Genomic DNA, 13,002 nt, shown 5'->3' on the forward strand with positions numbered 1-13,002 from the left:
CCCATCCTTGTTTGCCAGGTCCTTGGGCGGCGCCCCGGGAAGGCCGCCCACGACGGCCTTCCCGGAAAGGAATTCCAACGCCTTATGTAATAGTGAATATTCTCCGCGTCATTTTCAAGGGGGGCTAGCCGGCGGCTTTTTTCGAACGCACCTTTTCGTTGGCCTTCTTGAGGGTATCGCTTAACAGCTCGATATCCACGGGCTTTTGCAGGTAGGCGAACGCGCCCAGGCGCATGCATTCCTCGCGGTCGGCTTCGGAACCGTGGCCGGTCAGGATGATGACCTCGACGTCGGGACGCTCGGCCTTGGTGCGTTTGAGAACCTCCAGGCCGTCGATGCCCGGCATCTTGAGGTCGAGGACCATCACTTCCGGCTCGTCGTCGGCGATCATCTCCAGGGCGGATTCGCCGTCGAAGACCACGTGGGAGCCGACCTCGCGCATGGACAGGCGCTCGGAGAGCGTTTGCACGAATTCCCGCTCGTCGTCGACGAGCAGGACCTTGGTCGGCATCTCGAAGTCGGCCCGGCGGTAGATGTCGGTCTGGTAATAGCCCTTGCCCACCTTGGTCACCACGTCGGTGACGCCTTCGATCTTGCCGGCGATGCCGCGCAGTTCGTTTTCCAGGCGGTCGAGGAGCAGGACCTTCTTGTTGATGATCAGCGACACCACGCCGTCGCGGGCGGTAACGCCCACGTCGTGGCCCTTGCCGGTGATGGCCGTCTCGACCTTGGCCGCCAGCAGGAAATCCTTGGCACAGCGGCGGGAGGCGTCGCTGACGGCAACGGCCGGGTCGGCCAGGTGTTTGACGATGAGCATGGCGGCCTCGTCCACGGTGGTCTTGTCCATGGGAACGACCATGTCGTAGAGGGCCGGGGACCAGGGGTCCTTGGCATCGGCCACGAGCCCGGACCACATGGCCCGGTCTTCGTCGCCGCGTTCGAGGGCCCGCTTGGCGTCGCGGTCGGACAACCCCGCCTCCTCGGCGGCGGCGGCCCGGCGGAAGGTGGCGTCGGCGATCAGGCACACCCGCAGGACGTGGGTGATGTCGCGGGGCGGCAGCAGCGCGCAAAAGCCGTCGATGACGAGCTTGTCCTCCTCGACGAGGCGGCTGGCAAGGGCCAGGCGCAACCAGGCGGCGGCACGCTGTTTTTCATGGGTGAACTTGTTGAAAACCGAGGTCTTGGCCGAGAAGGCCTTTTCGATTTTGTCCAGACCGAGGCCGGAGAGCTTGGCGGCGAGAAGGGTCATGTCCTCGTCGCGCACGACCGGCAGGCCCGTTTTCTCGGCCAGGGCCGCGACCACCGACTGTTCCTTGCAGTATACGCCGCTGAAAAGGGAGATGACGGACATTGTGGCGACTCCTTGGTATTCGTGCTTAGGCGCCGGGCAGACGGCAAACGCTGGTAAGCGGGCAACTCTCGCCGGGAGCATGCCAGGAGTCCTTGTGCACGGAGCACAGGGCCTGATTCAGGTCCGGATAGAGATGATCCTCGCCGATATGTTCCAGGAGGTGGGTCCGTTTCATGACGTCCATAACGGATTCCTTCACGCCGCAAAGCGAGATGTCAAGGCCGGCGCTGCGGACCCGGTCCACAAGCAGGGACAATGCTTCCTCGCCCGAGGCGTCCATGTCGTTGACGCCGTCCGCGGCCAGGATAATGTGCTTGAGGTTTTTATTGGATTGCATGCGGTCGGTGATCTGGTCTTCCAGAAAGCTCGCATTGGCGAAGAAAAGCGTGCCGTCGAAGCGCACCACGGCCACGTACGGGCATTCGGCCAGCTTGAACACCGAGGCGTCGCGGTAGGCGCTGTCCTCGGTCAGGGACAGGGAGGCCACGCGCGGGCGCATGCTCTTGTAGAGGAAGACCAAAAGCGACAGCACCACGCCGATCATGATGCCCTTGTCCAGGTGCGGGGCGAAAACCAGGGTGGCGATGAAGGTGATGATGGAGATGGCGCCGTCGTACCACTGGGCCTTCCAGGCGTGGATGAAGCCCGTGGCGTTTAAGAGCCCGATGACGGCCATCATGATGACGGCGGCCAGCACGCTCTGGGGCAGGTTATAGAGCAAGGGCGTGAAGAAAAAGAGCGTGATGACCACGGTGGCGCTGGTAAAGACCGAGGAGAACCCGGTCATGGCGCCGGCCTGCAGGTTGACGGCCGAGCGGGAGAACGAACCCGAGGCCGGGTAGCTCTGGGCCGCCGAGCCGAGCATGTTGGCCAGGCCCTGGCCGATGAGTTCCTGGTTGGGATCGAGCCGCTGGCCGGTCTTGGCGGCCATGGCCTTGGCGATGGAGATGGCTTCCATGAAGCCGAGCAGGGCGATGATGGCGGCGTAGGGGAAGAGCTTCAGCATGACCTTGAGGTCGAGCTTCGGGAAGCTGATGCCGGGCAGGCCCGAGGGCACCACGCCGACCACCTGGCCGCCGCCGATCAAGAGCAGCTTGTCGGCCTTAAGCGGGCTGTTGCCCACGCGCATGATCCAGGTCCGGCCGTCGGTCTTGGCTCCGGCCGGCGCCTCGCCCTGGAGGTAGAAGGAAAGGTTTCCGCCCTCGCCGGGCACGGCGGCGAGCAGGTACTGGCGCAGCTTGGTGCGGTAGAGGCTGCTCTCTTCCTTGGCCACGGTCTTTTGCAGGTCGAGCAGGGCCAGGTCGTGGGTGATGTTGAGGACCTCGGTCGCGTCGCCGGAGGCCTTGGCCGCATCCTCGCGCGGGGTCATGGCGGCGCGCTTGGCGGCGATGGCCGGCAGCTCGGCCGCGGCCTTGTTGAAGGCCTCGATGTCGGCCACGACCTGGGGCGACTTGATGGCGCTTATGTCCACGGCGGCGTTGTGTTCGAACCCGATGGACCAGGAGACCAGCGTGGTGATGACCACGGCCACCAGCACGTTGGGGATGCGGGGGTTGAGCTTTTTGAGCCCGAACATGATGGCGAAGGCGGCCGCGCCCATGATCAGCGTCGGCCAGTGGGTGTGATGCACGGCCGCGGCCACGACCCGCATGATGGTCTCATAGTAGTGGTCGGCCGCGTCCACGGACACGCCGAACATCTTGGACAGCTGGGAGGTGGCGATGATGAGCGCGCCGGCGTTGGTGAAGCCGTTGACCACGGGGTGGGACAGGAAGTTGACCACCAGCCCCAGGCGCAGGACGCCGAGCGAAAACTGGAAGATGCCGACGAGCAGGGCCAGCAGGATGGCGTAGGCGATGTAGCCTTCCGATCCGGCCGTGGCCAGGGGCGCCAGCGAAGCCGAGGTCATCAGCGAAACAACGGCCACGGGGCCGGTGGCGAGCTGGCGGCTGGAGCCGAAAAGCGCGGCCACCAGCGGCGGCAGAAACGAGGCGTACAGGCCGTAGTAGGGCGGCATGCCGGCCAGCTGGGCATAGGCCATGGATTGGGGGATGAGCACGAGGGCTACGGTGAGGCCGGCAATGGCGTCGGCCCGAAACGCCGCCATGTCGTAGCCCTTAAACCAGCCGAGGAAGGGAAAGATTCTAAGCAGCATCAGCAACTCCCGTCACGTGGTTTGGCCAGCATCCTGCGGCAGGATGCGATCAGCTCGTCGAAAAGCGCCCCGGCGTCGTAGAGGTTGCAGGTCTTGAGCCGCAACAGCCCGTCGACCATGGCGAAAAGGATCATGGCGGTTTCCCGGGGCGGAAAGTCTCCCATGGATCCGTCGCGCTGGCCGGCGCGCACCACACGTTCGAAGATGTCGGTCAGACAGTTGTAGATGGCCGCCAGATGGGCCCGGCATTCGTTGTTGTCTTCGGCCAGCTGGTGGGGAAACTGCCGTTGGAGCAGGGTGAATTCGTGCTCCATCAGCCCCGAGAGATGGAAATAAAACGTCACGGCTTCTTCCATCATTTCCAGTCCCGAGGCGAACTCCCGGCCGGTGAAGGCGGCTTCGTACTCTTCCAGGATGCGGGTCTTGGCCTGCTCCAAAATGGCGATGAGAAGCCCTTCCTTGCTCTTGAAATGATAAAAGATCGTGCCCTCGGCGGTCCCGGTCACCTTGCAGATGTCCTGCATGGTGGTATCCTGGAACCCCTTGTGGGCGAACAGCACGGTGGCTGCGTAGCGGATGGCTTCTTTTTTCGTCATGTGAAGTCCGGCACAATTCGACTGAGTGCTCAGTCGGTTTTTTCTTATGCTCGGCCCCCCATGCGTGTCAAGAAAATAGGGCATTTTTGTTTCGATTTGAAACGCTTAAATTATACAAAATAATCGACTGGTTACAGACATGATTGCCGAATTGTCCTGAATATGGCCGCTTGTGTTTCATTGGTGTTGCAAAGTGGAGAAGTGCGCAGTCATATACTTATTCTAAATAAATACAGTATGTTGTCACTAAAATTCGCGCCAAGGGACATCCCCTTGGGAAGTTTTGGGGGAGGGAGGGGGGCCGGGGGAGGGAACCCCTTTTTCAAAAAGGGGTTCCCTCCCCCGGGATAACCCCGCGTTGACGCTCCCGATAAGTTTGTCTACCTTCTTCGTATGGATGGCAGCCCCGGAGGCGGCCTCCCCCGCCCAATCCCCGCCAGGAGGCCGCGGCCATGAAGCTCACCACCCGAAGCCGTTACGGAACCCGCATGATCCTGGACATGGCCCTCCACGCCGCCGACGGCCCGGTACGCATCAAGGATGTGGCCGCCCGCCAGGGGGTTTCCGTCAAGTATCTGGAAAAGCTCGTGCGCGAGCTCAAAGGGGCGGGATTCGTGCGCAGTCGTCGCGGGCCGCGCGGCGGGCACGAACTGGCGAAGCCCCTGTCCGAGATCACCGTGGGGGCCATCGTGCGGGCCCTCGAAGGGGACATGTCCCTGGTCGAATGCGACGGGGAGGGCGGCGGGCAGGCCTGTCCGCGCCTGGCCGACTGCCTGACCCGCGAGGTATGGGCCGAGGCCGCCCGGGCCATGCACGAGCGCCTCGACGCCATCACCCTGGCCGATCTGGTGGCCAAGGCCGATGCAGCCGCCGTCGCGCGCCGCGATGCCGCCTGCCGGTGAATTCTACTTGAACGCACGCGCCCTTTTGCCCTACTGTGGGGCAGTTGCCAGGAGAAACAGGCCTGGCGGGGTGGGTGCGGCATGGTTGATGGGGAGAAAAGCGAAGGGCGTAAAAGCGTCCTGATCGTCGAGAACGACCTTGCCTCGGCCGATGAGTTGCGCGCGCAACTCATGCGTCTGGGCTATCAGGCCCTGGGGCCGGCTACGGATGTGATGTCGGCCATGGACATGGTCGCCAGGCTCGGCCCGGACATCGCCATTATCGACCTGTCGCCGCCCGATGCCGCCATCGGCCTGGACCTGGGGCGCACCGTGGCCGCCAGGAATATTTCCGTCATCTTCACCACGAACAAGCGGGATCTCGGCATCATGTTCCGGGCGGCCCAGGCCAAGCCCAGCGGGCTGCTGGTCAAGCCCCTGGAACAGCATATGCTGGCCGTGGCCCTGGAGACGGCCCTGCGGCTTCGGGCCGAGGATATGCTCGCCCGGCGCTGCCAGGATCTTTCCGAAAGCGAACGGCGTTTCCGGGCCGTTTTCGAGCAGGCCGGCGTGGGGGTCAATCGCCAGACGCCCGAGGGGCGCTTCATCGAGGTCAACGAGCGTTTCGCCCGTCTGCTCGGCCGGCCGGCCATGGAATTGATCGGCCGTTCCTACCGTGAATTCACCTATCCCGACGATCTGGAGGGGCAGGAGGCCGCGTTTCAGGACCTGTTGACCGGTCGGCAGGATTCCGTGGTCCGGGAAAAGCGGTATCTGCGCCCGGACGGCTCTCTGGTCTGGTGTCGCATCAACCTCACGGCCGTGCGCGACGAAAACGGCCGCTCCGAATGCCTGCTGGCCGTCACCGAAGACATCACCGCCCGTAAGCGGGCCGAAACCGAACTCGTCAACCAGCTCGCCTTTCAGCGCAGCCTCATGGCCGCGGCCGTCAATCCCATCTTCGTCCAGGATCCCGCAGGCTATTACGTCAGCATCAACAAGGCCTGCGCAACCCTTTTGGGCATGACCATCGAAAGCGCCCAGGGGCTGACCGCCCGGGAGATTTTTTCCGACGATCTCTGGGAGGAACTGGCCGAACGCGACCGGGAAATCCTGGCCCGGGGCGGCGTGCAGGAATTCGAGGTGGCGCTGGAGGATGCCTCGGGCCGGCTGCGTCACCTGGTGCTCAACCGCGCCCGGTTCGACGATGCCGAGGGCCATCCCCAGGGTATTGTCGGCGTGGCCACCGACGTCACCGACAGCAAGCGGGTGGAAAAGGACCTGCGCGACGAGCAGGAGGTACTGCGGCGCATCCTGGCCGGCATCCGGGCCGGGATTTTCATCATCGACCCCCGGACCAAGCGCATCGAGGACGTCAACCCCGTGGCCGAGGAACTGTGCGGCCGGCCCCGCGAAGAGCTCGTGGGCGAGCCTTGCCGGGCGATCTGCTGGCGGGGCATGGACGGGCGCGACGTGACGGCCTGTCCCCTCGTGGAACGCAACATCCTCAATGAGGAAATGCGGCTGGTGCGGCCCGACGGGCGCACCGTGCCGGTCATAAAGACCGTGGTTTCGGCCAAGCGTCGGGGCGAGGTGCGGCTTTTCGAGATCGTCTTCGACGTCAGCGAGCGCAAGGCTCTGGAGCGCCAGCTGGCCGTGGCCCAGAAACTCGAATCCATCGGCGAGCTGGCCGCCGGCATCGCCCACGAAATCAATACGCCGACCCAGTACATCGGTGACAACCTGCATTTTTTGTCCACGGCCTTTACCGGGCTCGGCACGGCGCTTTCCCGGGTGCAGGCCGAGGCCGAGCGACTGGCCGACGCGGCCGGTGATGCTGCGGCGCGCGAAGCCATTGCGGCGGCGAGAAGCGAGGCGGACGTGGAGTTCCTGCTGGAGGAGGCTCCGCGCGCCCTGGAGCAGTCGGTGGAGGGCGTGGGCCGGGTCACGGCCATCGTTTCGGCCATGAAGAAGTTTTCCCATCCCGGTGGCGAGGAAAAAACCGCCGTGGACATCAACGCGGCCGTGGAGAATACCGTCACCGTGGCCAAAAACGAGTGGAAGTACGTGGCCGACGTGGTCCTCGAACTGGACCGCAACCTGCCGCCGGTCTTCTGCCTGCCCGGGGACTTCAATCAGGTCATCCTCAATATCCTCGTCAACGCCGCCCATGCCGTGGCCGAGAGGGTCAAGGGCACGGCCGAAAAAGGGGTTATCACCATCCGCACCGCGGCCGATGGCGACAACCTCGTTCTGTCCGTGACCGACACGGGCATGGGCATTGCCGAGGAAAATCGCGGCAAGATTTTCGATCCTTTTTTTACCACCAAGGAAGTGGGCAAGGGCACGGGCCAGGGGCTCGCCATCACCCACAACATCGTGGTGAGCAAGCATGGCGGCGCCATCGATTTCGAGTCCGAACCCGGCCGGGGCACCACGTTTTTCGTGCGCGTGCCTTTTGGCGGGAAGCGGGCCGACGCGCCGTCCGGAGCCAGCGTGTGAAAACCCGTATTCTTTTCGTCGACGACGAATCCAACGTTCTTTCCGCCCTGCGCCGCATGTTCCACGACATGCGGGGCGAATGGGACATGGCCTTTGCCGGCGACGGCCCGACGGGGTTGGCCATGATCGCCGAGCAGCCCTTCGACGTGGTGGTGGCCGACATGCGCATGCCGGGCATGGACGGGGCCATGTTTTTGCGCGAGGTCCAAATTCACAACCCCGGCGCCATCCGCATCGTGCTTTCCGGCCATTCCGACCGCAACATGGTGCTCGAGACCGTGCGTCCGGCCCACCAGTTTCTGCCCAAGCCCTGCCAGCCGGCCGAACTCAAGGCCGTCATCGACAGGAGCCTGGCCCTGCGCGAGGTTTTTCTCGACGAGCGGGTCAAGGACGTGGTGGCCCGCATCGACCGCCTGCCCACCGTGCCCAGGCTCTACGTGGACCTGCTCGATCTGCTGTCCAAAGAGGAGCCGTCCATGCGCGAGGTGGCCGGGCTCATCGCCCAGGACGTGGGCATGTCCGCCGGCATTTTAAAGCTCGTCAACTCCGCCTTCTTCGGCCTGCGCACCCGCGTCTCCAGTCCGGCCCACGCCGTCAACCTGCTGGGGCTCGACGTGGTCAAGGCGCTGGTCCTCGGGGTGGGGCTTTTCGACCGCTTCGACAAGGACGCCTTTCGCGATTTCGACCTGGAAAAGCTGTGGGGGCATAGCTTCGGCACCGGCCGGCTGGCCCGGGAGATCGCCGAACAGGAAGGGGCCACGGTGGCCGTTCGGGAGTACGCCTATATCGCCGGACTGCTCCACGACGTGGGCAAGCTGGTCATGGCCACCAATTTCCCTGACGCCTACCGGGACGTCATCGCCGCCTGCCGCGAGGGGCAAGGCACCATCCTCGACATGGAGCGGATGCATTTCGGCGCGTCCCATGCCGAGGTCGGGGCGTACCTGCTCGGCCTTTGGGGAGTGGAGGACCCGGTGGTGCGGGCGGTGTACCTGCACCATGAGCCCGGCCGCGACCACCGGGCCGGATTCTCGCCGCTTCTGGCGGTGCATGTGGCCAACCGCCTGGAGCACGAGCTGGTGGTGATCCACCAGGGCTACGCCTTAAATCCCCTGGACGACCTGTATCTGGCCGCATCCGGGCTGTCGGACCGCCTGCCCGCCTGGCGCGATGCCTGCGCGGCGGTGGTGGCCCGGGGGCCGATTCCCGAGGATATCTGACGCCACATGACACTGACGCCGCCTGGACTTGCGGGGCGCGGGCCGGGAGGGACGCTATGGACCTGACGACGACGCTGCACGGAACCTGTCTGGTGGTGGAAGTGCATGTGCCGGAAGTGGACCACACGATCAGCGGGGACTTCAAGGAGGCGGTGCTTGCGCGCTACGAGACGTCCGGCGCCCGCGAACTGCTGCTCGACCTTGCCCGGGTGACGTTTCTGGACAGCAAGGCCATCGGGGCCATGGTGTCGATCCGCAAGGTCGTGACCGCCAGGGGGGGCAAGCTCGGGCTTTTCGGACTCCAGCCCAATGTGGCGAAAATCATCCGCGTGGTGACCCTCGGCACACTGTTCGATATCCATCCGGACCTGCAAACGGCCCTGGGCCGGGCCTGCCCGTAGGCGCGCCTCGGGCGGGGGCGCGTGCGCCCGGGGGGCTTCCCGTCTTTCGAGGCCCCTAGAGCCGGCGCAGCGCGGCCATGGCCAGGTCGTCCTGGAGCACGCCCTTGCAAAAGGGCAGGACCGCCTCGATGATCTCGCCGATGAGGTCCTTGGGCGCAATGTCCGGGCCTAAAAGCTCCCGCAACCGCTCTTCGCCGAAAAACTCCCGCTTGGGCGAGCGCAATTCCGTAAGCCCGTCGGTATAGCAGAACAGGGTGTCCCCACGGCCGAAAGGCGCGGCCTGCTCCGCGAAGGCGTGGTCCTCGATGATGCCGAGGGCCGGGCCGTGGGAGTCGATTTGCAAAATTCCCTGCGACGACAGGACGAAGGTCGGCACATGGCCGGCCGAGACCACGGTCAGGACCGGGCTCGCCCGGTCGATGCGGCAAAGGACCATGGTCACGAACATGTCCAGGTCGCCGCCGTCGAGCAGGTCGCACAGAAGCTTGTTGCACCGGCCGACGATCACGGCCGGGGCGAGCCGTTCGGCGCGCAGTGAGACTAGCAGCCCCTTGCACACGGCCATGAGCATGGCCGCCGAGGCGCCGTGGCCGGAGATGTCGGCCATCAGCAGGTAGACGGCCTCGCCGTCGTCCCAGGCCTCGTAGAAATCGCCGCCCACCTGTTCCTGGGCCTGGTATACGGCCGCTGAATCGAATCCCGGAAAGTTGAGGTCCTTGGGGAGAAGCTGGCGCTGCACGCAGCCGGCCAGGTAGCGTTCGCGGGAAAAAAGGGCGTTTTGGGCCCGCAGCTCCTGTCCCATGCGCGAAAGCTTGAGATGCAGCGACAACCGGGCCGCCAGTTCCTGCCGGTGGTACGGCTTGGAAATGAAGTCGTTGGCCCCGGCCGAGAGGGCTTCGGCCCAGATGCGGCGGTCGGTTTCGGCGGAGAGAAAGACGATGGGGACTTCGTCCAGCCCGGGCAGAGCCCGGATGCGGCGGATGGCCTCGATGCCGTCCATGCCCGGCATGACGAGGTCGAGCAGGATCATGTCCGGCCGGGCGCGACCGGCCAGTTCCACGGCTTCGGCCCCGTCGCGGGCCTCGACGACGTCGAAGTCGAAAAGCCCGGTCACGTGGCGCTTGAGAACTTCCCGGAAGATCGGATTGTCGTCGGCGATAAGCACCCGCGTCATAAAACCCGCCCGGCCTGTGTCGCGTCAGCGCGGCACGAGGAGATACGCTTGTCCCGTGCCCTTCATGAGCCCCGCCTGGTGGGCGGCCTTTTCGCCGGGGCCGAGGTAGAGGTCGAAATGGTTGCCGCGCATGCAGCCCGTGTCCTGGGCCATGACGAATCCCGTGAACCGCTCCGGGGCCGGGCCGGGATAGCCGGGCAGATCGGCGTCCAGGGCCATGAGCGTGCCGTAGGGGACGAATCCGGGGTCCACGGCCACGCTGCCGTGGGGCGTCACGGGCACGCCCATGGCCCCGACCGGCGGCGTCTGGGACGGCTTGAAATAGATGTAGCTCGGGTTGGCCGTCAGGTACTGCTTGATCTGGCTCGGGTGCTCTTCCAGATAGCGGCGGATGGCCTGCATGCTCATTTCCTCGTTGGTGAAGCAGCCGGCGTTGACCATGACCCGGCCCACACCCACGTAGCGGCGGCCGTTGCTGCCGGCGTAGAGCACGTAGCTGGTGGAACCGTCCTCCACGAAACGCAGCCGGCCCGAGCCCTGGACGTGCAGGAAAAAGACGGCGATGGGGTCCTTGGCCCAGCCGATCTCCAAGCCCTTGCCGCGAAGCGCCCCGTAGAAGTCGATGGCCTCACGGTTGTATTTCTTGGCCATTGCCCGGCCGGGGTTGCGGTAGATGGGCCAGGCGTAGGGGCCGTGCTCGGTGCGCGAAACCTCGATGGTGGGCGCGTAGTAGCCGGTGACGAGGGTGTTGGCGGGCAGCGGCGCCCAGGTGAAGTATTTGGCCAGCACGGCCGGGTTGCGGTCGAGTTCCGGCAGGATGCGGCGGAAGGTGATCAGTCCCTGGTGCAGGCGGCCCCAGGTGAGCGTTACGCCGGGGACGTCCACGGCCACGGTCGAGGCCGATTTCCTGGCGGTGTAGGCGATGGAGCGGTCCACGGCCGGGGCCAGGGAGGCGAAGCTCGGGATCTGCTGGCTGGCCGGGGAGATGCGGGCCTCCCAGGGGCCGAGGGGCCTGGACGCGGTCGGGATTTTCTTGGCGGTCGCCGGCCTGCTCGCAGCCGGTTGCTGCACCCCGGCGCAACCGGCCAGGGCGAGTACGGCGGCCAGTATGCAGCACGCCGACAGGAGACGCGGAAAATTGGATATGTGCCGTCGCATTTCCGGGCTATAGCGCGGCGCTTGGGCGTTGGCAACGCGGTCGGTGGAAATGCCCGGACAAGGGAGCGGGCCGACGCGTTGTCAGCGCTCGACCAGCGTATGCACTATGCGGCAGGCATATTGAAAAGTCAATGTATTGCGTTGCCGTGAAAAAGCGCGGATAGCGTTCACAATCCCCAAGGAGCGCATTGCCGCCGTTGGTGGCGTGTCCGGGGAAAATGATAACAGACAAGGGGAACGTAACGCCATGCCTGACCGTATTCTTGTTCTTGGAGCGTCTGGTCTTGTCGGCGGAGAGGTCTTGCAACTGCTTTTGCGCCACGGCCACGATGCGGTTGGGGCGTCGCGTCGGCCATGCGGCGGGGCCTGGGTGCGGTTCGACCTGCTCGACCCGGCCAGCCATGCCCCGGCCCTGGCCGGAGTCGGGGCGGTGATGCTCCTGTCGCGGCCGGGCGATACCCAGGCCCATGTCCATGCCGCGCCTTTCATCGAGGCGATGGTCGCCGCCGGCGTGCGGCGCGTGGTCGACCTTTCGGCCTTGGGCGCGGAACTTCACCCGGATTTTTCGACCCGCCGGGTCGAACGGCTTGTGGAGGATTCGGGCCTTGCCTGGACGCATGTACGGCCGAATTTCTTCGCCCAGATGCTGGCGCGGCCGCCCCTGTCCACGGAAATCGCCCGGGAGCGCACGCTGCGTCTGCCCCTGGCGGCGGCCAAGGTGGCCTATGTCGACGCATCCGATGTCGCCGCCGTGATCTTTCGGGCCCTGACCGACCCGGAGCTTGCCGGCCGGGCGATCCCGATAAGCGGCCCCGAAGCGCTTGACCACGAGGAGATTGCCCGGCGCCTGTCCGCGGCCCTGGGCGAGACGGTCCGCTATGTCGCCATTTCCGAGGCGGCGGCCCGCGACCTGCTTGCGTCGCGCGGCTTTCCCGCGCCCCAGATCGAGCGGGTGCTGGAGTTTTATGCGCGTTGCCGGCAGGGATTTTGCGCGACGCCCGACACCTGGACGGCGCGGCTTCTGGGCCGGCCCCTGGGCACGCTCGATGCGGTCATTGCCGCCAACCTGCCGGCCTGGCAGGAGACGGCGGCGTAAGGAAAGGACTTTGGCCGTCGGGGCTGCCTGCCGGCGGACCCGACGGCCCGTGCCGCGTCAGGGCAGCGGATGGGTGCGGGCGTAGGCGAGCAGGTCCTCGTAGATCTCCTGGCAGGTGGCCACGGGCACGTCCGGAGCGAAAAGAACCGTGGGGCTGGTCGTGGCGAACAGCTTGGCCCAGGGCTTTTTCTGCAACTCGTCCCAGGCGCCCCAGCGTCCGTAGCTGATGACGCCCTGCACGGTCTGCAGGCGCAGCTCGAAGGATTCATAGCCCATGGGGCCTTGCAGGGTCTGGGGGCGGCTTTCGTGAAACGGCCCGGCCTGGGCGGAAAAATAGAACCAGCCGCCGATCTGGATGTCCCCGAACCAGCGGTCGTCGTCGACCAGGCGGTCCGTTTCCATAAGCAGCGTCCTGAAATCTTCGGCCATGATGCCCGACCTCCTTGGCGTATCGTAGCGGGTGGTTGT

The 13,002-nt window shown here is 65.4% G+C and carries 11 protein-coding genes; 5 read left to right on the top strand and 6 right to left on the bottom strand.

The genetic code is table 11. From position 1 onward, the window contains the following. Window positions 1-124: 124 nt before the first annotated feature. The 3 genes from K9F62_08325 to K9F62_08335 are packed head-to-tail and all read right to left on the bottom strand — an operon-like array spanning window position 125 to window position 4,102. On the bottom strand, window positions 125-1,351 hold the full coding sequence (locus tag K9F62_08325) for a response regulator (protein UJX42663.1): 1,227 nt from the start codon (window positions 1,349-1,351) through the stop codon (window positions 125-127). Between the two features lie 25 nt (window positions 1,352-1,376). Next, a complete protein-coding gene (locus tag K9F62_08330) occupies window positions 1,377-3,506 on the bottom strand; it encodes an STAS domain-containing protein (GenBank protein ID UJX42664.1) in 2,130 nt (709 codons plus the stop codon). Continuing rightward, on the bottom strand, window positions 3,506-4,102 hold the full coding sequence (locus tag K9F62_08335; protein ID UJX42665.1) for a TetR/AcrR family transcriptional regulator: 597 nt from the start codon (window positions 4,100-4,102) through the stop codon (window positions 3,506-3,508). The genes K9F62_08330 and K9F62_08335 overlap by 1 nt, the downstream gene beginning before the upstream one ends. Before the next feature lie 452 nt (window positions 4,103-4,554). Between K9F62_08335 and K9F62_08340 the strand changes: the two genes are divergently transcribed. From K9F62_08340 to K9F62_08355, 4 genes are all read left to right on the top strand, one after another. Continuing rightward, complete coding sequence (locus K9F62_08340; protein UJX42666.1) at window positions 4,555-5,004, top strand: Rrf2 family transcriptional regulator; 450 nt, start codon at window positions 4,555-4,557, stop codon at window positions 5,002-5,004. 81 nt (window positions 5,005-5,085) lie between these two features. After that, entirely contained in the window at window positions 5,086-7,485 is a 2,400-nt protein-coding gene (locus tag K9F62_08345) for a PAS domain S-box protein (GenBank protein ID UJX42667.1), read from the top strand. Further along, on the top strand, window positions 7,482-8,705 hold the full coding sequence (locus K9F62_08350) for an HDOD domain-containing protein (protein UJX42668.1): 1,224 nt from the start codon (window positions 7,482-7,484) through the stop codon (window positions 8,703-8,705). The genes K9F62_08345 and K9F62_08350 overlap by 4 nt, the downstream gene beginning before the upstream one ends. A 56-nt stretch (window positions 8,706-8,761) precedes the next feature. Continuing rightward, the gene (locus K9F62_08355; protein UJX42669.1) at window positions 8,762-9,106 is read left to right on the top strand and encodes an STAS domain-containing protein; all 345 of its coding nucleotides are present in this window, start codon (window positions 8,762-8,764) and stop codon (window positions 9,104-9,106) included. Between the two features lie 55 nt (window positions 9,107-9,161). On the opposite strand, the gene K9F62_08360 is transcribed toward K9F62_08355, so the two are convergent. Together K9F62_08360 and K9F62_08365 are read right to left on the bottom strand one after the other, a co-directional pair. Further along, a complete protein-coding gene (locus tag K9F62_08360) occupies window positions 9,162-10,280 on the bottom strand; it encodes a fused response regulator/phosphatase (protein UJX42670.1) in 1,119 nt (372 codons plus the stop codon). A 24-nt stretch (window positions 10,281-10,304) separates the two neighbouring features. Next, complete coding sequence (locus K9F62_08365) at window positions 10,305-11,438, bottom strand: MltA domain-containing protein (GenBank protein ID UJX42671.1); 1,134 nt, start codon at window positions 11,436-11,438, stop codon at window positions 10,305-10,307. A gap of 247 nt (window positions 11,439-11,685) precedes the next feature. On the opposite strand from K9F62_08365, the gene K9F62_08370 reads away from it, so the two are divergent. Next, window positions 11,686-12,534, top strand: coding sequence for an NAD(P)H-binding protein (locus K9F62_08370; GenBank protein ID UJX42672.1), 849 nt, complete (start codon window positions 11,686-11,688; stop codon window positions 12,532-12,534). Between the two features lie 57 nt (window positions 12,535-12,591). On the opposite strand, the gene K9F62_08375 is transcribed toward K9F62_08370, so the two are convergent. Beyond that, the gene (locus K9F62_08375) at window positions 12,592-12,963 is read right to left on the bottom strand and encodes a hypothetical protein (GenBank protein ID UJX42673.1); all 372 of its coding nucleotides are present in this window, start codon (window positions 12,961-12,963) and stop codon (window positions 12,592-12,594) included. Between the last annotated feature and the right edge of the window lie 39 nt (window positions 12,964-13,002).

The sequence above is a fragment of the Desulfovibrio sp. JY genome, from assembly GCA_021730285.1.
Taxonomy (GTDB): Bacteria; Desulfobacterota; Desulfovibrionia; order Desulfovibrionales; family Desulfovibrionaceae; genus Solidesulfovibrio.